Source organism: Actinoplanes sp. NPDC051405 (assembly GCF_055586185.1).
This window is the reverse complement of sequence record NZ_JBVJIR010000016.1, coordinates 174,464-195,560: the sequence shown is the minus strand read 5'-3', so window position 1 is coordinate 195,560 and position 21,097 is coordinate 174,464. Positions and strand designations below refer to the sequence as shown.

The 21,097-nt window shown below is 71.1% G+C and carries 25 protein-coding genes; 12 read left to right on the top strand and 13 right to left on the bottom strand.

Going from position 1 to position 21,097, the window contains the following annotated elements; all coding sequences use genetic code 11:
* Nucleotides 1-34: 34 nt before the first annotated feature.
* Nucleotides 35-505 carry a hypothetical protein gene (locus ACZ6S4_RS31370; RefSeq protein WP_465478361.1) on the top strand — a complete coding sequence of 157 codons (471 nt, stop codon included), beginning with the start codon at nucleotides 35-37 and terminating at the stop codon, nucleotides 503-505.
* A gap of 41 nt (nucleotides 506-546) precedes the next feature.
* On the opposite strand, the gene qcrB is transcribed toward ACZ6S4_RS31370, so the two are convergent.
* The 4 genes from qcrB to ctaE are packed head-to-tail and all read right to left on the bottom strand — an operon-like array spanning nucleotide 547 to nucleotide 4,769.
* Nucleotides 547-2,166 carry a cytochrome bc1 complex cytochrome b subunit gene (gene qcrB / locus ACZ6S4_RS31365; RefSeq protein WP_465478360.1) on the bottom strand — a complete coding sequence of 540 codons (1,620 nt, stop codon included), beginning with the start codon at nucleotides 2,164-2,166 and terminating at the stop codon, nucleotides 547-549.
* Nucleotides 2,163-3,281 (bottom strand): cytochrome bc1 complex Rieske iron-sulfur subunit, encoded by a 1,119-nt coding sequence (gene qcrA / locus ACZ6S4_RS31360; RefSeq protein WP_465478359.1) that lies wholly within the window; start codon nucleotides 3,279-3,281, stop codon nucleotides 2,163-2,165. The genes qcrB and qcrA overlap by 4 nt, the downstream gene beginning before the upstream one ends.
* Complete coding sequence (qcrC, locus tag ACZ6S4_RS31355) at nucleotides 3,278-4,126, bottom strand: cytochrome bc1 complex diheme cytochrome c subunit (protein WP_465478358.1); 849 nt, start codon at nucleotides 4,124-4,126, stop codon at nucleotides 3,278-3,280. The genes qcrA and qcrC overlap by 4 nt, the downstream gene beginning before the upstream one ends.
* Nucleotides 4,127-4,172: 46 nt before the next feature.
* Nucleotides 4,173-4,769, bottom strand: a complete 597-nt coding sequence (gene ctaE, locus ACZ6S4_RS31350) for an aa3-type cytochrome oxidase subunit III (protein WP_465478357.1) — start codon at nucleotides 4,767-4,769, stop codon at nucleotides 4,173-4,175.
* 124 nt (nucleotides 4,770-4,893) lie between these two features.
* On the opposite strand from ctaE, the gene ACZ6S4_RS31345 reads away from it, so the two are divergent.
* The 4 genes from ACZ6S4_RS31345 to ACZ6S4_RS31330 all read left to right on the top strand — a co-directional run bounded on the left by ACZ6S4_RS31345 (nucleotide 4,894) and on the right by ACZ6S4_RS31330 (nucleotide 7,884).
* Entirely contained in the window at nucleotides 4,894-5,895 is a 1,002-nt protein-coding gene (locus ACZ6S4_RS31345) for a cytochrome c oxidase assembly protein (RefSeq protein WP_465478435.1), read from the top strand.
* A 51-nt stretch (nucleotides 5,896-5,946) separates the two neighbouring features.
* Entirely contained in the window at nucleotides 5,947-6,393 is a 447-nt protein-coding gene (locus ACZ6S4_RS31340; protein ID WP_465478356.1) for a hypothetical protein, read from the top strand.
* An 85-nt stretch (nucleotides 6,394-6,478) separates the two neighbouring features.
* Nucleotides 6,479-7,543, top strand: coding sequence for an anthranilate phosphoribosyltransferase (trpD, locus tag ACZ6S4_RS31335; RefSeq protein ID WP_465478355.1), 1,065 nt, complete (start codon nucleotides 6,479-6,481; stop codon nucleotides 7,541-7,543).
* Between the two features lie 134 nt (nucleotides 7,544-7,677).
* The gene (locus ACZ6S4_RS31330) at nucleotides 7,678-7,884 is read left to right on the top strand and encodes a hypothetical protein (protein WP_451915617.1); all 207 of its coding nucleotides are present in this window, start codon (nucleotides 7,678-7,680) and stop codon (nucleotides 7,882-7,884) included.
* Nucleotides 7,885-7,988: 104 nt separating this feature from the next.
* Here ACZ6S4_RS31330 and ACZ6S4_RS31325 read toward each other — a convergent pair whose 3' ends face one another.
* Nucleotides 7,989-8,414: a cytochrome c oxidase subunit 4 gene (locus tag ACZ6S4_RS31325; RefSeq protein WP_465478354.1), complete on the bottom strand. Its 426-nt coding sequence runs from the start codon at nucleotides 8,412-8,414 to the stop codon at nucleotides 7,989-7,991.
* A gap of 9 nt (nucleotides 8,415-8,423) precedes the next feature.
* Entirely contained in the window at nucleotides 8,424-9,287 is an 864-nt protein-coding gene (ctaC, locus tag ACZ6S4_RS31320; protein ID WP_465478434.1) for an aa3-type cytochrome oxidase subunit II, read from the bottom strand.
* A gap of 247 nt (nucleotides 9,288-9,534) precedes the next feature.
* Between ctaC and ACZ6S4_RS31315 the strand changes: the two genes are divergently transcribed.
* On the top strand, nucleotides 9,535-10,674 hold the full coding sequence (locus ACZ6S4_RS31315) for a cysteine desulfurase family protein (protein WP_465478353.1): 1,140 nt from the start codon (nucleotides 9,535-9,537) through the stop codon (nucleotides 10,672-10,674).
* Complete coding sequence (locus ACZ6S4_RS31310) at nucleotides 10,671-10,883, top strand: sulfurtransferase TusA family protein (protein ID WP_465478352.1); 213 nt, start codon at nucleotides 10,671-10,673, stop codon at nucleotides 10,881-10,883. Before ACZ6S4_RS31315 ends, ACZ6S4_RS31310 begins: the two co-directional genes overlap by 4 nt.
* Here ACZ6S4_RS31310 and ACZ6S4_RS31305 read toward each other — a convergent pair.
* From ACZ6S4_RS31305 to ACZ6S4_RS31290, 4 genes are all read right to left on the bottom strand, one after another.
* On the bottom strand, nucleotides 10,859-11,371 hold the full coding sequence (locus ACZ6S4_RS31305; RefSeq protein ID WP_465478351.1) for a P-loop nucleotide/nucleoside kinase family protein: 513 nt from the start codon (nucleotides 11,369-11,371) through the stop codon (nucleotides 10,859-10,861). The genes ACZ6S4_RS31310 and ACZ6S4_RS31305 overlap by 25 nt on opposite strands.
* Nucleotides 11,372-11,376: 5 nt before the next feature.
* Entirely contained in the window at nucleotides 11,377-12,360 is a 984-nt protein-coding gene (locus ACZ6S4_RS31300) for a carbohydrate kinase family protein (protein WP_465478350.1), read from the bottom strand.
* Between the two features lie 132 nt (nucleotides 12,361-12,492).
* Nucleotides 12,493-12,867 carry an iron-sulfur cluster insertion protein ErpA gene (gene erpA / locus ACZ6S4_RS31295; protein ID WP_360548229.1) on the bottom strand — a complete coding sequence of 125 codons (375 nt, stop codon included), beginning with the start codon at nucleotides 12,865-12,867 and terminating at the stop codon, nucleotides 12,493-12,495.
* 101 nt (nucleotides 12,868-12,968) lie between these two features.
* Nucleotides 12,969-14,081 carry a glycerate kinase family protein gene (locus ACZ6S4_RS31290; RefSeq protein WP_465478349.1) on the bottom strand — a complete coding sequence of 371 codons (1,113 nt, stop codon included), beginning with the start codon at nucleotides 14,079-14,081 and terminating at the stop codon, nucleotides 12,969-12,971.
* A gap of 49 nt (nucleotides 14,082-14,130) precedes the next feature.
* Here ACZ6S4_RS31290 and ACZ6S4_RS31285 point away from each other — a divergent pair, with 49 nt between their 5' ends.
* From ACZ6S4_RS31285 to ACZ6S4_RS31270, 4 genes are all read left to right on the top strand, one after another.
* On the top strand, nucleotides 14,131-14,280 hold the full coding sequence (locus tag ACZ6S4_RS31285) for a hypothetical protein (RefSeq protein ID WP_212990411.1): 150 nt from the start codon (nucleotides 14,131-14,133) through the stop codon (nucleotides 14,278-14,280).
* A 72-nt stretch (nucleotides 14,281-14,352) separates the two neighbouring features.
* A complete protein-coding gene (gene nadA / locus ACZ6S4_RS31280; RefSeq protein WP_465478433.1) occupies nucleotides 14,353-15,567 on the top strand; it encodes a quinolinate synthase NadA in 1,215 nt (404 codons plus the stop codon).
* 215 nt (nucleotides 15,568-15,782) lie between these two features.
* Nucleotides 15,783-17,138, top strand: a complete 1,356-nt coding sequence (gene murA / locus ACZ6S4_RS31275) for a UDP-N-acetylglucosamine 1-carboxyvinyltransferase (RefSeq protein WP_360814493.1) — start codon at nucleotides 15,783-15,785, stop codon at nucleotides 17,136-17,138.
* A 249-nt stretch (nucleotides 17,139-17,387) separates the two neighbouring features.
* Nucleotides 17,388-18,023 (top strand): DUF3043 domain-containing protein, encoded by a 636-nt coding sequence (locus ACZ6S4_RS31270; protein WP_465478348.1) that lies wholly within the window; start codon nucleotides 17,388-17,390, stop codon nucleotides 18,021-18,023.
* Between the two features lie 163 nt (nucleotides 18,024-18,186).
* Here the strand turns inward: ACZ6S4_RS31270 and ACZ6S4_RS31265 are convergent, their stop codons facing one another.
* On the bottom strand, nucleotides 18,187-18,495 hold the full coding sequence (locus ACZ6S4_RS31265) for an AzlD domain-containing protein (RefSeq protein ID WP_465478347.1): 309 nt from the start codon (nucleotides 18,493-18,495) through the stop codon (nucleotides 18,187-18,189).
* Nucleotides 18,489-19,523, bottom strand: a complete 1,035-nt coding sequence (locus ACZ6S4_RS31260) for an AzlC family ABC transporter permease (RefSeq protein WP_465478346.1) — start codon at nucleotides 19,521-19,523, stop codon at nucleotides 18,489-18,491. The genes ACZ6S4_RS31265 and ACZ6S4_RS31260 overlap by 7 nt, the downstream gene beginning before the upstream one ends.
* 66 nt (nucleotides 19,524-19,589) lie before the next feature.
* Here ACZ6S4_RS31260 and ACZ6S4_RS31255 point away from each other — a divergent pair, with 66 nt between their 5' ends.
* Nucleotides 19,590-20,147 carry a helix-turn-helix domain-containing protein gene (locus ACZ6S4_RS31255; protein WP_465478345.1) on the top strand — a complete coding sequence of 186 codons (558 nt, stop codon included), beginning with the start codon at nucleotides 19,590-19,592 and terminating at the stop codon, nucleotides 20,145-20,147.
* Here ACZ6S4_RS31255 and ACZ6S4_RS31250 read toward each other — a convergent pair.
* Nucleotides 20,144-21,097 carry an ABC transporter ATP-binding protein gene (locus ACZ6S4_RS31250; protein WP_465478344.1) on the bottom strand — a complete coding sequence of 318 codons (954 nt, stop codon included), beginning with the start codon at nucleotides 21,095-21,097 and terminating at the stop codon, nucleotides 20,144-20,146. The two genes, ACZ6S4_RS31255 and ACZ6S4_RS31250, sit on opposite strands and share 4 nt — an antisense overlap.

The window sequence follows — 21,097 nt, the reverse complement described above, 5'->3', positions numbered from 1 at the left end:
TAAAAGTGTCGGTGGCCGCGGATACGCTCCCGCGATGTCCGACACCCCGCTGACCGACGACCGGCATCCCGCCGAGGTCGTGACCGGCGTGGTCGACCAGGTCCTGACCCTGGCGGCCACCTGGACCGCCTGGGACGGCGTCCCCGTCCCGGCCGGCGACCGCCTCTACACCCCGCACAAGGCCATCCGGCGGGTCACCGACCACCTCATCGACCACCTGGCCGAGATCGAGGCCCGCGTCGCCGGAGTGCCGACGATCCCGGACGCCTGGCATGCCTCCGCGACCACCACCGCCGCCGATCTCGCCGCCTTCACCGCGGCCGACCTCGACGAGGCCCGCAGCCGGCTCACCCGGCTGGCGCAGGTCTTCGACGTGCGGCTGCGGGCTCTCTCCGACACCCAGCTCGATCGGCGTGACGGCGCGGCCTGGTCGCCGCGGCAGATCGCCTTTCATCTGGCGGAGTCGCTCTACTACGCCGAGTCCGTCGGCCGCTTGCGGGCATGAAAAAGGGGACCCCGTGGGGTCCCCTTCTCCGTGCTCATCGATCAGCGGCCGGAGGTGATCTCCTCGCGCTCCTCGCGGGCGGTCACCGGCGGCATGCCCGGTGACACCGGCGCCTCGGCCGGCTTCTCGACCGGGAAGAAGAAGCCCTTCACCGCGGGCGCCAGGGCGCCGAGGCGGTTCATCTTCTTCGGGACGACCCAGCCCGCGTAGTCCAGCGGCAGCGGGTGGCCGTGGTCGTCGACCGGGCCCAGCGGCTGGTGGACCTCGTAGAACCGGCCGTCGGGGGCCCGCTTGATGATGCCGGTCTCCACGCCGTGGGCCAGCACCTCGCGGTCGTGCTGCTGCAGGCCCAGGCAGATCCGCACGGCCAGCCAGTACGCCAGCGGCGGCAGGATCACCAGGCCGATGCGGCCGGCCCAGGTCATCGCGTTCAGGCTGATGTGGAACTTGTCGGCGATGACGTCGTTGCCGCCGGAGATGGTGGCCACGATGAAGAACGTGAACGCCATCGCGCCGACGCCGGTGCGCTCGGGTGCGTCACGCGGGCGCTGGAGCAGGTGATGGGACTTGTTGTCCTTCATCCGCCGGGCCTCGATGAACGGGTACATCATCGGGACCGTGAACAGCGCTCCCAGGCCGACGACGGCCGGCCAGAACAGCGGCGGGATCACGTAGCCGTTGCCGATCGGAATGTCGATCTGCCAGGCCGGCATGAGCCGGACCAGGCCGTCCATGAACATGACGTACCAGTCGGGCTGGCTCGCCGAGGAGACCTCGGAGGCCCGGTACGGCCCGAACAGCCAGATCGGGTTGATCTGGAACAGGCCGGCCATCAGCGAGATGACGCCGAAGACGGCCATGAAGAAGCCGCCCTGCTTGAGCGCGTACCGCGGGAACATGCGCTCGCCGACGACGTTCGAGTTGGTCCGGCCGGGGCCGGGCCACTGGGTGTGCTTCTGCTTGAAGACCAGACCCAGGTGCACGCTGATCAGCGCGAGCAGGCCGCCCGGGATGAGCAGCACGTGGGCGATGTAGAAGCGGCCGATGATCAGCTCGCCGGGGAACTCGCCGCCGAAGACCGACGCCGACACCCAGGAGCCGACGACCGGGATCGACAGCATGATCGCCGAGGCGATGCGCAGGCCGGTGCCGGACAGGCCGTCGTCCGGCAGGGAGTAGCCGGTGAAGCCGGCGAGGAAGCCGAGCAGGAACAGCGCGATACCGATGATCCAGTTGGCCTCACGCGGCTTGCGGAACGCGCCGGTGAAGAAGACGCGGGCCATGTGCACGATCATGGAGGCCATGAAGAGCAGGGCCGCCCAGTGGTGCATCTGGCGCATGAACAGACCACCGCGAACCTCGAACGACAGGTCCAGCGACGACGCGTAGGCGGTCGACATCTCGGTGCCGCGCAGCGCCGGGTAGGCGCCGTCGTACGCGACCTCCTTCATCGACGGGTCGAAGAAGAGGGTCAGGAAGACGCCACTGAGCAGCAGGACGATGAACGAGAAGAGCGCGATCTCGCCCAGCAGGAAGGACCAGTGGTCGGGGAAAACCTTGTTGAGCAGGCCGCGGAGCGGGGTGGCGACCTGCAGGCGCTCGTCGAGGCCCTTGGCTGTCTTACCCGGTACGGCTGCTAGATCGAATTTCCGGCGCTTCATGGCCGCTCCCAGAAGTCTGGCCCTACGGCCTCTCGATAGTCCGACGTTGCCACGAAGAAGCCTTCCTCGTCCACCGTGATGGGCAGCTGAGGCAGGCGGCGGCTCGCGGGACCGAAGATCGGCCTGGCGTTTTCCGTGATCAGGAACTGCGACTGGTGGCACGGGCAGAGGAGCCGGTTGGTCTGCTGCTCGTACAGGCTGGCGGGGCAGCCGGCGTGGGTGCAGATCTTCGAGTAGGCGACGTAGTTCCCCCACATCGCACCCTTGTTCTTGGCATCGCCGTCGGTCGCGGCGCGGGCCACCGCGGCGTCACCGGCGCGCAGGTGGATGAGCAGGGTGGGCGAGTCGGCGTACTCGTTGGTCGCGCCGTGCGGGATGCCCGGGAAGACCGTGATCTGGCCGCCGACGCTGACGTCCTCGGGCCGGATCGGCGTGCCGTCCTCGCGGGTGAGCCGGACCAGCTTGCCCTCGTTGGGCACCGGGTCGAAGCCGGTGCGGAACATCGGCGGGTCCTGACCGCGGTCCGGCTTGTGCGGGCTGCGGATCAGGCCACCGATCAGCGGGGCCACCGCGGCGAGGGCGATCGGGGTCAGGCCCAGCACCACCGCGCCCTTGAGCAGCGGCCGGCGCTGGACGGCCAGCTCGTCGGCCGTGAACAGCATCGTCTGGCCGGCGATCTGCCGGTCCTCGTCGGTGGACATCGCCTCGTGGCGGTCCTGGATCGAGACCTCGTGCGGCAGCAGCTTCTTGGCCCAGGTCAGGATCGCGAAGCCGATGGCCAGCAGCGCCAGGCCGAGCGAGATGCCCAGCACCGGCGTGTAGTAGTCGCTGGTGGTGTGACCCAGCTCGTACTCCCACGGCCAGAAGATGTACGCGATCAGGAAGACCAGGCCGAGCAGGCCGGCGACCAGGAACAGCAGGGCGATCGAGCGCTCGATGCGCTTCTCCGCCCGGGTGTTCGGCCCCGGGAACTGCGACTCGTACGTGACGATCTCGATGTCGTCCCGGCGAGCGCCCTCCCGGACGATCTCGAAGCGCGACAGCCGCGGGTCGCTGAGGTCCAGCGGCTCCTCGCCGGCGCCGTGCGCGCCGTGCGGTTCCTTGACAACGGTCATGACTTCCCCGCAATCCACAGCGCCGCGAAGACCAGGATCGTGATGCCGACGACGAAGATCGCCAGCCCCTCGGTGACCGGACCGTACCGGCCCAGGTTGAACAGGCCGCCCGGGTCCTTGTCCTCCTGGAGCTGCATCTTGACGTACGTGATGATCTCGCGCTTCTGGTCCGGGGTCAGCTCGTTGTCGCCGAACACGGGCATGTTCTGCGGGCCGCTGAGCATGGCCGCGTAGATCTCCTCGGTCGTCGCGTCGTGCAGGCTCGGCGCGTACTTACCCGAGGACAGCGCACCACCGCCGCCACCGAAGCCGTGGCAGGAAGTGCAGTTGATGCGGAACAGCTCGCCACCGGCCGCCAGCGCCTCGGGGTTCTCCTCGAGGGTCATGGTCAGGTCGCCGGTCGGGATCTGCGGGCCGCCACCCAGCTCCTGGATGTACTGCCCCAGCTGCTTGGTCTGCGCCTTGTCGAACTGCGGCGGCTTCTGCTCGGCCTGGGCCTCCTGGCGGGTCATCGGCATGCGGCCGGTGCCCACCTGGAACTCGACCGAGGCCGAACCGACGCCGATGAGGCTCGGCCCGCGACCCTCGACACCCTCGGCGTTGCGGCCGTGGCACGAGATGCAGCTGTTGTCGAAGAGCGCCTTGCCCTCCTGCGCGGACGCGGAGAGCTGAGGGGTGTCCTCGGCGAACGCGCCCGGGGCGAAAGCGGTGTAGACGCCTCCGGCCAGCGCCAGCGCGGCGAGCATGCGCGCCGCCGCGCCGAGGCGCCGCCGCATCCGGCTCGGCGCCGACCGCCGCCGGTTGAACACCCGGAAACGCCGGCCGGCGGGGGTGTCAGAAGTCATGGGCTGTGTCCTCTGGGTTTTGACCTTGAAACTCACGGGCGGGCGGCTACTGCAGCCAATAGATCATGGCGAACAGCGCGATCCACACGACGTCGACGAAGTGCCAGTAGTACGACACCACGATCGCCGACGTGGCCTGCGCCGGCGTGAACCGGCCCATGGTGGTGCGGATCATGTAGACGATGAAGGCGATCAGACCGCCCGTGACGTGCAGACCGTGGAACCCGGTCGTCAGGTAGAACATCGAGCCGTAGCCGTCGCTGTTGAGCTTGACACCCTCGCTGACCAGCGTGCGGTACTCGTTCGCCTGGCCGAGCACGAAGATCAGGCCCATGACGAAGGTGATGGTGAACCAGCGTCGCAGCGCGAAGACGTCACCCTTCTCCGCCGCGAAGACACCGAGCTGGCACGTGACCGAGGAGAGCACCAGGATCACCGTGAAGGTGGTCGCGTAGGGGATGTTGAGCTCTTTGGTGTGCTCCTCCCACAACTCCGGGGCGGCGGCACGGATCGAGAAGTACATGGCGAACAACGCCGCGAAGAACATGAGTTCACTGGAGAGCCACACGATGGTCCCCACGCTGACCATGTTGGGTCTCGTCAGCGAGTGGATCCGGCTCTTGTCGATGGCTGCCGCTGTCACGGGCTCATTATTGCCCCGCGATCACTCGAACATGTCGCGGGGGGCCCAATCCGTACCAGGTTCGCGCCCCGTGCGCCGGTGACGGTCGGTCGGGGCCTAGCCTCGAAGGGTGCAGCCAGTCGAAATGCCCACGCTCGCGGCGGCCTCGGGGGATACTGCGCCGCCGCCGTTCAGCGTCGCCGAGATCTTCACCCAGATCCGGCTGACCAGCCTGCTCGCGCTCTTCCTGGTCATCGCCGGGGCGGTCTACCTCTACGGCGTGCACCGCCTGCGGCAGCGCGGTGACCACTGGCCGCGGGGCCGCACGGTGGCCTTCCTGGCCGGCGGGCTGGGCTCGATCGCCGCGGTCACCGTCACCGGCCTTGAGGCGTACGACACAACGCTGCTGAGCGTGCACATGGTGCAGCACATGGTGCTGTCCATGGTGGGCCCGATCTTCCTGGCCCTCGGCGCCCCGGTGACGCTGGCGCTGCGCACGCTGCCCGCGGCCAACCGCAAGGTGCTGCTGGCGGTGCTGCACAGCGGGGCCGCCCGGGTGCTGACGTTCCCGCTGGTCGCGTTCGGGATCTTCGTGGCCAACCCGTTCGTCCTCTACTTCACCGGGCTCTACCGGGCCACCCTCGAGCACGCCTGGCTGCACGAGTTCATCCACGTGCACTTCATCGTCACCGGCTGCCTGTTCTTCTGGCCGCTGCTCGGCCTGGACCCGCTGCCCAACCGCTGGCCGTACCCGGCCCGGGCGCTGCTCATGGTGCTGTCCGTGCCGTTCCACACGGTGCTGGGGCTGACCATCATGCAGAGCAAGACCCTGCTCGGCGGCGACTGGTACCCGGGCCTGGGCCTGGACTGGTCGAATCCGTGGAACGACCAGGTGGTGGCCGGCGGCATCCTGTGGGCCGGCGGCGAGATCGTCAGCGTCACGATGCTGGGCATCCTGGTGCTGCAGTGGATCAAGCAGTCCGAGCGCGAGGCCAAGCGGATAGACCGGGCCCTGGACCGCGCGGAGGCCGAGGACCAGCGCCGCGCCGGCGCGGTGCCGGACGAGCCGGCCGGCGCGGGCACGGCGGCGGCGACCAAGATCACAGACCCGGCCCCGACGGTACGACCACAGCCGGACGCCCGCTGACCGGTTCGGTACGATCAGCGGGCACCTACGAGCGTGGGAACCGGGGCACACATGAGCGACGACAGCAAGCCGCAGCCGGACAAGTACACCGTCCTGCTGTACAGCGACGACCCAGCGGTCCGGGACCGGATCAGGCTGGCGATCGGCGTCCGCCCCGCCGCCGACCTCTCCGTGGAGTTCGTCGACGCCTCCACCTGGGAGGAGTGCCGGATCCTGCTGGACGACTACGAGATCGACCTGATGGTCCTCGACGGCGAGGCGGCCCCGGCCGGCGGTCTGGGCATCGCCCGCCAGACCAAGGACGAGTACGCCGACCCGCCGCCCACCTGCGTGGTGATCGCCCGCGCCGCCGACCGCTGGCTGGCCGCGTTCGCCCAGGTCGACGCGACGCTGGTGCACCCGCTCGACCCGGTGACCACCGGTCAGACCATCGCCGCCATGCTCCGCGGCCGCCGCAACGGCGTGATCCCGCTGGGCACCATGGGCAAGCTGGGCTGAACCCCCGTCGAACCACCCCACCGCCACCCTTGACCGGACTGAAGGCGAGCCGGCCTCCCTCCCTCCCCCCGAAGGAGTGCCCCGCATGGGAGCACCGACCTGGCCCAACCTGCTGAGTGCCCTGCTGCGCTCCGAGGAGCTCTCGGCGCAGGACACCGCCTGGGCCATGGGCGAGATCATGGCCGGCAACGCCACCCCGGTGCAGGTCGCCGGGTTCGCGGTGGCGCTGCGGGCCAAGGGTGAGACTCCCGGCGAGCTGGCCGGGCTGGTCGAGGCCATGCTGGCCAACGCCACGGTGATCGAGCTGCCTGAGGACGTCCGCGCGGACGCCGTCGACGTGGTGGGCACCGGCGGCGACCGGGCCCACACGGTCAACATCTCCACGATGGCCGCGATCATCACGGCCGCGGCCGGGGTCACGGTCGTCAAGCACGGCAACCGCGCGGCCTCGTCCGCCTGCGGCACGGCGGACCTGCTGGAGTTCTTCGGCATCCCGCTGGACCTGGGCCCGGAGGGGGTCAAGCGCACGGTCGCCGAGGCCGGGATCGGCTTCTGCTTCGCCGCCCGCTACCACCCCGGCATGCGGCACGCCGCCGTGACCCGCCGCGAGCTGGGCCACCCGACGTTCTTCAACGTGCTGGGCCCGCTGACCAACCCGGCCCGGCCCCGCGCGGCGGCGGTCGGCTGCTTCGACCAGCGGATGGCCCCGGTGATGGCCGAGGTCTTCGCCCGCCGTGGCGACTCCGCGCTGGTCATGCGCGGCGAGGACGGCCTGGACGAGTTCACCACGGCGGCGCCGACCCGGGTCTGGACGGTCAAGGACGGCACGGTGACCGAGTCCGTGGTGGACGCGGTCGACTTCGGACTGCCCCGCAGCAACCCGGGTGATCTGCGCGGCGGCGACGCGGCGTTCAACGCCGACGCGGCGGTGCGCACGTTCGCCGGCGAGAAGGGCCCGGTCCGCGACGCCGTCCTGCTCAACGCGGCGGCGGCGTTCGCGGCCCACGCGCGGTTCCCCGGCACGTTCGCCGACACGATGCGCGCCGGGATCGCCCGGGCCGCGGAGACGGTCGATTCGGGGGCGGCCACGGCGCTGCTCGACCGCTGGGTCGGGGCCGCGAAGTCGGCCAAGGCCGCCGAGACCGTCTGAGGTCGCGGAGCGGGCCGGTGACCGGCCAATATTTTCCTGACACGCCGGGCCGGGTTCCTGACCCGCGTCGCGGCCCGTGACAACGTTCGAAGGACATTCGGGTAATTCCACCTTCCGGCGAAGAGGAGCCACCCGTGCGAGATCGAGAACTGCGCTGCGTCATCTGCGACACCGAGATGCCGTTCGAGACGCCACCCTGCGTCGACGGCCATGCCGAGGAGTGCCCCGAGCTGCTCTGCACGCGCTGCGGCGCGGCGGAGATCGTCGCCCCGGTCACCTTCCGCGTGCTGTTGTCCGCGGGCGGGTCCCGAGTCGCCCCCCAGCAGCGCCGGGCCGCCTGACCCACACCCACCTGACCCCGCGCCCCGGCGCGGGCGGCACAGGCAAGCAGAAGGCCCGCACCCCCGAGGGGATGCGGGCCTTCTGAACGTTGCTGCGTACGAGGTCAGTGCTCGGCGGGGTGCCGGGTGCCCGAGTAGTACTCGAACAGCAGGCCGCACGACGCGAAGATCACCAGGATCATGCCCAGGGCGACCAGCCACCACTGCCAGAACACCAGGCCCAGGCCGGCGGTCGACGCCGCCAGGGCCAGGCCGAACGGCCAGTAGCTGCCCGGGCTGAAGAAGCCGACCTCGCCGGCGCCCTCGGCGATCTCGCCGTCCTCGCGGTCCTCCGGGCGCAGGTCGATGCGCCGGGCCACGAACCAGAAGAAGCCACCGCACATCGAGCAGAGCAGGCCGGAGAGGATCAGGGCGACGAAGCCGATCCACTCGAGGTTGCCCACCTCGCCGTAGGTGTAGGCACCGTAGACGGCGGCCGCGCCGAACAGGAAGACGGCAACGCCGGCGAAGATCTTGTATTCGGTCTTCAACTCTGGTCCCTACTTCCCCGCCGCGGTGTTGCCGGACTGGTTCCAGGACTGTCCGGTCCGGCGGGTGTCGAATGGCTGCGTGGTGACGGCGAAGCGCTCGTCGCCGGTGAAGCCGATCGCACCCATCGCGTCCTGGGTGGAACCGCCGGCCTCCTTGGCGGCGAGGAACTGGTCGAACTTCTCCGGGGAGACGACCACCAGCTCGAACTGCATGAAGGCGTGGTACGTCCCGCAGAGCTCGGCGCAGCGACCGACGTAGCGGCCCTCACGGTCGAGGGTCACCTCGAAGGAGTTGCGCACGTTGCCCGGGAACACGTCACGCTTGAAGAGCATCTCCGGCACCCAGAACGAGTGGATGACGTCGCGGCTGGTCTCCTCGAAGCGGATCTTCTTGCCCGTGGGCAGGACCAGCAGCGGGATGACGTCGCTCGAGCCGAGGTTGGACGCGACCGTCTTCGCCTCCGCGCCGGGTGCGTCGCGGTAGTTGAACTGCCAGTTCCACTTGAACGCCACGACCTCGACGGTCATGTCCGGGTTCCGGGACATCTTGTCCACGTCGGTCTGCACGATCGCCGTGTAGTAGAAGAGCACCGCGACGATCAGCACCGGGGTCACCGTGTACAGAACCTCGAGCGGCATGTTGAACCGGGTCTGCACGGGCAGATTGTCGCCACGCTTGCGGTACCGGATGATGCACCAGAAGATCAGGCCCCAGACGAAGAACCCGACGACCAGTGCCGCGATCGTCGACGCGATCCACAGGTCGTACATCTTGTGGGCCTGAAGACTGATGCCGTGCTCGGGCCAGCCGAACCCGCCGAAGGCGCTTCCGACGCTGTCCACGGAACAGCCCGACAGCAGGGCCAGCAGCATGGCACCACCGACACCGAGCCCGGCGAGCCGTACGACACGCGGCCGTGCGACCGAACTCCTTGAGACCACCTGCTCCTGCCTCCCTAGAGCACCGCCCGGTGCGAAATCCGGACACCGGCGGCAAGGTGTCACCGACGGTCGCACACTACTCGACCTGGCCCTGCCACCCGCTGACCGGGGGTCGGATCTTCGGCGTACCCGCGAAACGACTGATCATGTGGACGATACCGTTCGGAGGGTGGAATTCATGGCCGATCCCGCCGGTGCGCCCGCCTACCTGGACGCGGCCAGCGCCGCTCCCCCGCATCCCGTCGCGCGGCAGGCACTGCTGGCTGCCCTGGCGGACGGCTGGGCCGATCCGGACCGCCTCTACGCCGCCGGCCGGCGGGCCCAGCAGCTGCGTGAGGCGGCGCAGGGCAGCGTCGCCGACTCCCTGGGGGTACGGCAGGACGAGGTGTCCTTCCAGTCCTCGGGTACGGCCGCGGTGCACGCCGCTGTCCTGGGCGGACTAGCCGGGCGGGCGCGGGCCGGCCGGACGCTGGTCCACTCGGCGATCGAGCACTCGGCCGTCCTGCACGCCGCGGCCCAGGCCGGCGAGGCGGTGCCGGTCGGGGTCGACCTGGCCGGCCGGCTCGATCTGGACGCCTGGCGCGCGACGGTCGGCGCCCCCGGAGTGGCCCTCGCGAGCCTGATCAGCGCCAGTCACGAGGTCGGCACCGTGCAGCCGGTGGCCGCCGCCGCGGAGGCCTGCGCGGAGCACGGCGTGCCGCTGTTCGTGGACGCCGCGCAGTCGATCGGGCGGGTGCCGGTGCCACCGGGCTGGTCACTGCTGACGGCCAGCGCGCACAAGTGGGGCGGTCCGCCGGGGGTGGGTGTGCTGGTGGTGCGCAAGGGGGTGCGGTGGCTGTCGCCGTACCCGGGTGATGATCGTCACCGGCCGCGGCCGGTCGGCGCGCTAGATCTGCCGGCCGTCGTCGCGGCCGCGGCCTCGCTGCGGGCCGTGCTGGCCGAGGCGCAGACCGAGGCCGTGCGGCTCACCGCCCTGGTGGAGCGGATCCGGGCGACCGTCGCGGCCACCGTGCCCGACGTCGAGGTGGTCGGCGATCCGGTGCAGCGGCTGCCGCACCTGGTCACCTTCTCCTGCCTGTACGTCGACGGCGAGGCCCTGCTGCACGCGCTGGACCGGCACGGCTTCGCCGTCTCCTCGGGCTCGTCGTGCACCGCCTCGACGCTGCGGCCCAGTCACGTGCTGGAGGCGATGGGCGTGCTCAGCCACGGCAACGTCCGGGTGTCGCTGCACCGCGGGACCACCGAGGATGAGGTGGACCGCTTCCTGGCGGTCCTGCCCGGGGTGGTCGCCGGGCTCCGGGCGGAGGCGGGGATGTGATCGAGGTGGACTCGCGGGGCCGGCGCTGCCCACTGCCGATCATCGACCTGGCGAAACGGCTGCCCACGGTGGCGGTCGGCGAGGTCGTACGGGTGCTGGCGGACGACCCGGCAGCGGCCAACGACATCCCGGCCTGGTGCCGGATGAAGGCCCAGGAGTATCTGGGCAGCCCGGCGACGGACGTCTACGAGGTGCGCAGGCTCAGGTAGTCGACGACCGGGCCCACCGGCTCCTCGGCCAGGAACGTGTCCACAACCAGCCGCGGGCCCAGGTACGGCTCGTACTCGGCCTGGCGTTCCAGGACTCGCACCCAGTCCGGGATGCCGTCGTGGGCGCGCGCGGCGAAGCGGCTCTCGACCCGGCGGCGGTGCTCGGCGTCGTCGCCGCAGACCACCTCGACGACCCGCAGCGGGACGTCGAGGCGTTCGGCGAGCTCGACCCAGTGCTGGCGGGCCGCCTTCACCGGGTTCACCGCGTCGATGATCACGTGGTGACCCATCCGGAGCTGGGCCTCCGCGAGCGCCGCCACCACCCCGTACGCGGCATAGCCGGGCCGGGGCTCGGTGACGTCGTACGCCCGCATGGTGAAGTCGACGGTGTCGACCGCCAGCACAGCGGCCGGCAGCACCGCCCCCACCCGCTCGGCGAGCGTGCTCTTGCCCACGCCCGGCAGGCCGGCGAAGACGGCTAGCACCATCTCTGTCAGGCCGTGGCGGGCAGGTGCGGCAGGACGTCAGCCGCGGCCTGGTCACCGTAGGAGTCGGCGAGGCGCTTGAGGAAGAAGTCGGCCTTGACGTCGTACTCCTGCGGGCCGACCGTCTCGAGCACGAGCGCGGCGACCAGCGAGCCCACCTGCGCGGCCCGCTCGAGGCCGACGCCCCAGCCCAGGGCGGCGAAGAAGCCGGCCCGGAAGCCGTCGCCGACGCCGGTCGGGTCGTCCGGGATGACGTCGCGAGCCACCGGCACGTGGATCCGCTCCAGGCCGTGGCCGGTGATCTCCACGCCGTCCTTGCCCAGCGTGGTGACCCGGATCTTGACCTGCTCGAGGACCTGCTCGCCGGTGAGGCCGGCCTTGGTCTCCAGCAGCGAGCGCTCGTACTCGTTGGTCAGCAGGTATTCGGCGCCGGTGATCAGCGTCAGCACGTCGCTGCCGTCCATCCGGGCGAGCTGCTGTGAGGGGTCGGCGGCGAACGCGAAGCCACGGGCCCGGCACTCCTGCGAGTGGCGGATCATCGCGGCCGGGTCGTTGGCGCTGACCAGCACCAGGTCGAGGCCGCCGACGCGGGCGGCGACCGGGGCCAGCTCGATGTTGCGGGCCTCGCTCATCGCGCCGGCGTAGAACGAGGCGATCTGGTTCAGGTCGTCGTCGGTGGTGCAGACGAAGCGGGCCGTGTGGGCCACCTCGCTGACGTGCACCGAGTCGCAGTCGACCCCGTGCCGCTCGAGCCAGGACCGGTAGTCGGCGAAGTCGGCACCGACCGCACCCACCAGGATCGGACGCAGGCCGAGCTTGCCCATGCCGTAGGCGATGTTCGACGCCACGCCGCCGCGCCGCACGACCAGGTCGTCGACCAGGAACGAGAGCGAGACCTTGTGCAGCTGGTCGGCGATCAGCTGCTCGGCGAACTTGCCGGGGAAGTGCATCAGGTGGTCGGTGGCGATCGAGCCGGTAACGGCGATCTTCATGTCGGCCCTCGAGGTCGGGTGCGATTACCGGCTGAGCCTACCGGCCGTCGGCCCGGGCGACACCCGGGCGTCATCTGATGGACATGGTCGAGGGCCGCTCCCGATCACGGGAACGGCCCTCGGCGGTACGGATCAGTGGAACGAGTCGCCGCAGGCGCAGGAGTTCTGCGCGTTCGGGTTGTCGATGGTGAAGCCCTGGGCGTCGATGCGGTCCGCGAAGTCGATCGTGGCACCCGCCAGGTACGGCGAGCTCATCCGGTCGACGACGACCTCGACACCGTCGAACTCCGCCACGATGTCACCGTCCAGCGAGCGCTCGTCGAAGAAGAGCTGGTAGCGCAGGCCGGAGCAGCCACCGGGCTGCACGGCGATGCGCAGGCGCAGGTCATCGCGACCTTCCTGCGCGATGAGACGCTTGACGTTGGCGGCCGCGACGTCGGTCAAAATGACGCCGGTCGGCGCGGCCGTGGTGGCCTCGGTCGACTCGGTGTGCGCTTCAGTGGTCACGTTGCGGTTCTCCTGCCGGTCCGGTGATGTGCCGTACCGGCCAACGCTAACGCTGTCCGGGCTTATTCCCAATCGCTGGGGCCGAGATGTCGAACACCTGGTCATCTGCTCCACTGCCGGGCGAGCCCGGCGGCGACCTCGCGCAGGCCCCGGGCCGGCTCGGCGAGGGCCTGCTCCTCGGAGCCGAAGTGCTCGATCAGGGCGTACGTCTCGGTGACCCCGGCACTGGCCGCCTCGCGGTGACCGGTCTCGTTGCGCCCGGCGATGACCACGCAGGGCAGGCCCCGGTCGCGGGCGCCGTTGGCGATGCCGGCGGCGACCTTGCCACGCAGGGACTGGTGGTCGAACGAGCCCTCACCGGTGATCACCAGGTCCGCCACGTCGAGCTGCTCCTCCAGCTTGATCAGGCCGGTGACCAGGCCGATCCCGGAGACGACCCGGCCGCCGAGGGCGAGCAGGGCGGCGCCGATCCCCCCGGCCGCGCCGCCACCGGGCAGGATGCGCAGATTCTCGACGCCGAACGCCTGCTCCAGCACGCCGGCGAAGTGGTCCAGCGCCGCGTCCAGCCGCAGCACGTCCTCGCGGGTGGCGCCCTTCTGCGGGCCGTAGACGTTGCTGGCGCCGTGCAGGCCGACCAGCGGGTTGTCGACGTCGGTGGCCGCCACGAGGCGCACCTGGCGCAGCTGCGGCTCACCGGGGAGGGCGGTCGCGGTGATCAGCGGCGCACCCCCGTACGGCAGGGCGTAGCCGCTCACGTCGACCGGGCCGGCACCCAGCGCGGCCAGCATCCCGGCGCCGGCGTCGTTGACCGCGGAACCGCCGAGCCCGACGACCACCTCGGCGGCGCCGGCCTCCACCGCGGCGGCGAGCAGCAGGCCCAGCCCGTACGAGGTAGCGGCGTTGACGTCCCGCTCCTCCTTGCTGAGCAGGTGCAGGCCGCAGGCCTGGGCGCTCTCCACGTAGGCCGTGTCACCGACCAGCAGCACCTCGCCGCGGGCCGGGCGACCCAGCGGGTCGACGGTGTCGACCGGGAGCCGGCGGCCGGCGAGCGCGGTGCCCAGCACCTCGACGAAGCCGGGACCGCCGTCGGACAGCGGGCGCAGCACCGTCTCGTCGTCCGGGGCGGTCTCGTGCCAGCCCTCGGCCACCGCGGTGGCGACCTCGGAGGCGGTCAGCGTGCCGGCGAACTTGTCGGGGCAGATCAATACGCGCACGGGGAGAAAGTACAGGCTTCACACAGGTTGGGGTGTCACGCTCGGTTGCATGGCCACTCTCATGCAGCGACTGCAGATGTTCCTGCGCAGCCCGAAGGGGCAGAAGATCGTCCAGCAGGGTCAGCGTCAGCTGGCCAAGCCGGAGAACCAGGAGAAGCTCCGCCGGCTCGCGACCAAGTTCCAGGGCCGCCGCCGCTGAGTTCCCCCTGAGTGCCCTAGGACACTCCTTCGCCGGCCGACGGCACGGCAACCTTGTGGAAACATGGATCTCGTGACGTCGACCTGGACCGAACCTGCGAACACCGCCACGGCCCTGCTGCTGCTCGGCCGTGGCACCGATCCCGCCAGCGAGCGCGGCGTGGACTGCCCCGGCGATCTGCCGGCGCCCAGCGACCCCGACCTCGTCGCCCGGGCCACGGCCGCCAAGGCCGCGCTCGGGGACCGGGTGTTCGTGCTGGGCCACCACTACCAGCGTGACGAGGTCATCCAGTTCGCCGATGTCACCGGCGACTCGTTCAAGCTCGCCCGCGAGGCGGCGGCCCGCCCCGACGCCGAGTTCATCGTCTTCTGCGGCGTGCACTTCATGGCCGAGAGCGCGGACATCCTGACCGGCCCGTCCCAGCAGGTGATCCTGCCCGACCTGGCCGCCGGCTGCTCGATGGCCGACATGGCCGTGCTGGGCCAGGTGGAGACCGCCTGGGAGCAGTTCACCGACCTCGGTATCGCCGGCGATGTCGTCCCGGTGACGTACATGAACAGCTCGGCCGACATCAAGGGCTTCGTCGGGCGCAACAACGGCGTGGTCTGCACCTCGTCCAACGCCAAGCGGGCCCTGGACTGGGCGTTCGAACAAGGCCCGTCCAACCGCCCCACCACCGCCCTTAACCGGACTAAAGGCAGCCCGAAGGTCTTCTTCCTGCCCGACCAACACCTCGGCCGCAACACGGCGGTGCTGGAGATGGGCTTCGACCTCGACGACTGCGTGCTCTACGACCCGCACAAGCCGAACGGCGGCCTCACCCCCGAGCAGCTGCGCGACGCCAAGATGATCCTCTGGCGCGGGCACTGCTCGGTGCACGGCCGGTTCACCATCGACAGCGTGCGCGAGGTCCGCGAGCGGGTGCCCGGCGTGCGTGTGCTCGTCCACCCGGAGTGCAAGCACGAGGTGGTCCGCGCGGCCGATGAGGTCGGCTCGACCGAATACATCATCCGGGCCCTGGACGCGGCACCCGCCGGGTCGGCCTGGGCGGTCGGCACCGAGCTCAACCTGGTCCGCCGCATGGCCCTGGCCCACCCGGACAAGCACATCACCTTCCTGGACCGGACGGTCTGCTACTGCTCGACCATGAACCGCATCGATCTGCCGCACCTCGTGTGGGCGCTCGAGGAGCTCGTGGCGGGCCGCGTGCCCAACCGCATCACCGTCGATGAGGACACCGCGAAGTACGCGCGGGTGGCCCTCGATCAGATGCTGGCACTGCCGTAAAACCTCACCCTCGGTAATCGCCGATGAGCCGTCCGCACGGTTGCACCTTTTTGTTGCCTTAATCATCAGCAATTCGTGCCGCCTTGGGCGTTGTGATGATTTCTGCTCTGGTCACGCAGGGCTATGCTGCCCGGGCGGCAGCCGCCCGGTCCCCCCGTCGGCTGCACCCCTGTTCGCATCCGGGCGCGCTGACGCGCCCGCCTCTGGAGGTTGCGTTGACCGACGACGTCCTGGCCGTACACGGCGGTACGCCGCTGCACGGACAGATCCGGGTCCGTGGCGCCAAGAACCTGGTTTCCAAGGCCATGGTGGCCGCCCTGCTGGGCGAGTCGCCGAGCCGGCTCTTCGACGTGCCGCGCATCCGCGACGTGGAGGTCGTCCGCGGCCTGCTCGGCCTGCACGGTGTGAAGGTCACCGACGGCGCCGACGACGGCGAGCTCGTCATGGACCCCACCAACGTGGAGAGCGCCAGCAGCGACGAGATCAACGTGCACGCCGGGTCGAGCCGGATCCCGATCCTGTTCTGCGGGCCGCTGCTGCACCGGCTCGGGCACGCGTTCATCCCGGACCTGGGCGGCTGCCACATCGGGCCCCGGCCGATCGACTTCCACATCCAGGCGCTGCGGCAGTTCGGCGCGGTCGTCGACAAGACGCCCGAGGGCATGCACCTGACGGCGCCCAACGGACTGCACGGCACGAAGCTGGAGCTACCGTACCCGAGCGTGGGCGCCACCGAGCAGGTGCTGCTCACGGCGGTGCGCGCCGAGGGCGTGACCGAGCTGCGCAACGCGGCCATCGAGCCGGAGATCATGGACCTGATCTGCGTGCTGCAGAAGATGGGCGCGATCATCACCGTGCACACCGACCGGGTCATCGAGATCCTCGGCGTGCCCCGCCTGCACGGTTACAACCACAAGCCGATCCCGGACCGGATCGAGGCCGCGAGCTGGGCCGCCGCCGCGCTCGCGACCCGCGGCGAGATCGAGGTGCTGGGCGCGCAGCAGGCCGACATGATGACGTTCCTCAACGTCTTCCGCTCGATCGGCGGCGAGTTCGAGATCACCGACGCCCGGGTCGGGCGCACCGGCGTGACCGGCGTCGAGGGCGGCATCCGGTTCTGGCACCCGGGCGGCGAGCTCAACGCCGTGGCGCTGGAGACCGACGTGCACCCCGGCTTCATGACCGACTGGCAGCAGCCCCTGGTGGTGGCCCTGACCCAGGCCCGCGGCCTGTCGATCATGCACGAGACGGTCTACGAGCAGCGGCTGGGCTACACCGAGGCGCTGAACACGATGGGCGCGACCATCCAGGTCTACCGCGACTGTCTCGGCGGCACCCCGTGCCGCTTCGGCCGGCGCAACTTCAAGCACTCCGCGGTCATCGCCGGCCCCAGCAAGCTGCACGCGGCCGACCTGGTCATCCCCGACCTGCGGGCCGGCTTCAGCCACCTGATCGCCGCGCTGGCCGCCGAGGGCACCTCCCGGGTGTACGGCGTCGACCTGATCAACCGCGGCTACGAGGACTTCGAGGGCAAGCTGGCCGCCCTCGGCGCGCTGGTCGAACGCATCTGATCTGCCTTTTCGGAAACCGGGGGGGGGGTGGGGGGGGGGGGGTTTGGGTTTTTTGGGGGTCTTTTCTCCCCTGCGGGGGGGTCCCCACCGTTTCTCCGAAAAGCCACCCCCGCCGAACCCCCCCCCCCCCCCCCCCTCCCCCCCTCCTCCCCCCCCCCCCCCCCCCCCCCCCCCCCCTCCCCCCCCCCCCCCCCCCCCCCCCCCCCCCCCGGTTTCGGGTTTGTGGGGGCTCTTGGCTACGCTGCGGGGGTGTCCTCGCTGTTTCGCCGAAAGTCCCCCGACCTCGTCTCCGACGCCACCGCCACGGTGACCGACGAAGCCGGGCAGTCGGCCGCGCCCAAGCCCAAGGCCTACACGCCCTCGAAGAAGGAGCTCGGCGTCGCGACGCCGAAGCGCACCAACGCGCAGCGCCGGCACGACACGGCGCAGGCCCCGGCCAACCGGCGCGAGGCCTACAAGCAGATGCGCGAGCGTCAGAAGGTCGAGCGGGCCGAGGCGTCGGCGGGCATGCGCGCCGGCGACGAGCGCTATCTGCTGGCCCGCGACCGCGGCCCGGAACGCGCCCTGGTCCGTAACATCGTCGACGCCAAGCGCACGGCCGGCACCTGGTTCTTCGCCGGCGCGATCATCGTCTTCATCGGCTCGACGGGCGCGATGCCCCCGGTGGTCCAGATCGGGGCGAACCTGCTCTGGGCGATCCTGGCGATCGCGGTGCTCGTCGACAGCGTGCTGATCGCCCGCAAGGTGAAGAAGCTGGTCTCGGAGCGCTTCCCGGACACGACGCAGCGGATCGGGTCGCTCTACCTCTACGGGATCATGCGCGGGCTGACCTTCCGCCGCATGCGCGTCCCGAAGCCTCAGGTGGAGCTGGGCGACAAAGTCTGATCATCCAGATCAAGGTCAAGATCAGGAACTGGATGTCGTGCCTGGTTGCATGGTGCTGACCGTCGCTCCCGCCGAGACCGGGCGAGAGTGACCAATCGCCTGGCGGCTCATGAGCGGCCACCCTCACCCTGCCAGGTCCGTGCTCGGAGAAACCCGCGCCGGGTTACTCGATGCCGGCCAGCCGGAGCAAGGCCGCGGTAGCGGCCGCGGCCAGGACGACCACGACGAACGGTGCCCGGCGCCAGGCCAGCAGGGCGCCGACCACCACGCCGGCCGGGCGGGCGATGCCGGCGAAGCCCGTCCCCTCCATCAGCGCGGCGGTGGTCGCCAGGGCCGCCAGCAGCGCTGCCGCGGCCATCGGGAGCAGGCGCTGGAGCTGGTCGGAGAGCTCGAGGCGGTCGCGCAGCAGCACGCCGGCCAGCCGCATCGTGTAGGTGCCCACGGCCAGGGTCAGAATCGCCGCGATCAGCATGACGCCTCCTCGGACTCCGCGTGCCGCTCACCCTCGGGTCCGGCCGGCGCGCTGCGTTCAGCTTTCCTTCGCGGCTGGACGCCGGTCTCGGCCTCCTGCGCCACCGTCCCTCGCGGCCGGACGCCCGTCTCGGCCTGCGGCCCCACCGCCTCACGCGGCCGGACGCCCGTCTCGGCCTCCTGCCCCGCCGCCTCACGCGGCCGGACGCCGGGCTCGGCCTCCTGCCCCGCCGCCTCACGCGGCCGGACGCCGGGCTCGGCCTCCTGCCCCGCCGCCTCACGCGGCCGGCCGCCGGGCTCGGCCTCCTGCCCCGCCGGCCCGGATGGCCGGACGCCGGCGGTGTCGGCCGGGTGGCCGGGGCGGCGGCGGGGGCGGAACAACGCGGCGAGGCCGAGCAGAGCGCACAGGACCGGGAGGCCCGCCGGCAGGACCGGGGTCAGGGCCACCGCCATCGCCGCGCCCAGCAGGGCGACCAGGCGGGTGTCGCGGTCGCGCAGGGACGGCAGGATCAGGGCGATGAGGCCGGCCGGGAAGGCCGCGTCCAGGCCCAGCGTCGCCGGGTCGCCCGTAGCGCCGCCCAGCCACACGCCCAGGGCCGTACCCACGTTCCACGACGTGAACAGCGTGACGCCGATCAGCCAGTACGTGCGGCGGCGCCGGACCGGGTCCGGCTCGGCCAGCGTGAACGCGACCACCTCGTCGGTCATCAGGTGGCTGCCGATGAGCCGGTCACGCCAGCGGGGCCCGACGGTTGCCGAGACCGCCAGGCCGAACGGCAGGTGGCGGGCGTTGAGCAGCAGGCCGGCGAAGACCGCGGCGATCGGGTTGCCCGCGGCGATCAGGCCGACGGCGAGGAACTGGGCGCCGCCCGCGAAGACCGCCGTCGACATCAGGAACGGGACCCAGGTCGGCAGCCCGTACGCGATCGCGATGGCCCCGAACGACGCACCCACCGCGATCATCGCCGCCGCGATGGCCGCCGCGTCGCGCAGCAGCGCGTGGTCCGGTGTTCGCGATGGCGTACGCATAGTTCAAAATAATGAACGAAGCGCCCGGCGTTCGTCAAACCGAACGACTCGATCGACGGAGTGAACATGTCGCACCCCGCTCCCCCGCTCGCCACCATCGCCGCGGCCCTGCGCCGCGAGCGCGAGCGGGTCGGCATCTCGCTGGCCGAGCTGGCCCGGCGGGCCGGACTGGCCAAGTCGACGCTGTCCCAGCTCGAGTCGGGCACCGGCAACCCCAGCGTGGAGACCCTCTGGTCGCTCGGGGTGGCGCTCGGCGTGCCGTTCAGCCGGCTGGTCGAGCCGCCCACCCCGCTGATCCGGGTGGTACGGGCCGGCGAGGGACCTCGGCTGCAGTCCGACCACGCCGACTTCTTCGCGACCCTGCTCGCCGCCGGCAGCGCCCACGCGCGGCGTGACATCTACGTCATGGAGCTGGAGCCGGGCGGCTCCCGGCAGGCCGACGCGCACCTGCCCGGCAGCATCGAGCACCTGGTCGTCGCGGCGGGCCGGCTACGGGTCGGGCCGGAACGGGAGGAGCTCGACCTCGGTCCCGGCGACTACGTGACCTTTCCCGGCGACATCCCGCACAGCTACCAGGCCCTCGAGCCCGGGACGTGGGCGGTGCTGGTGATGGAGCACCGCTAGGACGCGTACAGGCGGGCGACCACGTCCTCGATGTCCGGCTCGACCAGGGACATGTCCCGCAGCGACGACAGCGCCGCCAGCCGGGCCACCACCGGTCCGGCCTCGTCCGAGAGCAGGTCGAACGACGCGCGGTGCCGGTCGGCCTCGACGGAGACGAGCGTGGCGCCGTCGACCGTGAAGCCGGGCGGCAACGGCGCGTCGAGGTCCACGACCAGGCGGCGGCGGGACCCGTACCGGTTGTGCAGGGCCTCGATCGTCCCGTCGTGCACCACCCGGCCGTGGTCGATCACCACCAGCCGCCGGCAGAGCCGCTCGATGTCGGCCAGGTCGTGCGTGGTCAGCACCAGAGTGACGTCGCCGGTGGCCCCCAGCTCGGCCAGGAACGATCGCACCGCCTGCTTGCTCACCACGTCCAGGCCGATCGTGGGCTCGTCGAGGAACAGCACCTCGGGCCCGTGCAGCAGCGCCGCGGTGAGTTCCCCGCGCATGCGCTGGCCGAGCGACAGCTGCCGTACCGGGGTGTCCAGGAAGCCGTCCAGGTCCAGCAGGCCGACGCAGCGCCGCAGCCGGGCGGCATGCTCGGGCGCCGGCACCCGGTAGATGTGGCGCAGCAGGCTGAACGACTCGCGCAGCGGCAGATCCCACCACAGCTGCGAACGCTGCCCGAAGACCACCCCGATGCGCAGGGCCAGCCGGGTGCGTTGCGGCACCGGCGTCAGCCCGCACACCGACACGGTCCCGGCCGACGGGGTCAGCACGCCGGTCAGCATCTTCAGCGTGGTGGACTTGCCGGCGCCGTTCGGGCCGATGTAGCCGACCATCTCGCCGCGCTCGATCCGCAGGTCGATGCCGTCGACCGCGGCCACCGTGCGTTTCGTGCGGCGCAGGCGGCCGGCGCGGACCCGTACCGTGAAGTCCTTGCGCAGGCCGTCCATCCGGATGACGGTCAC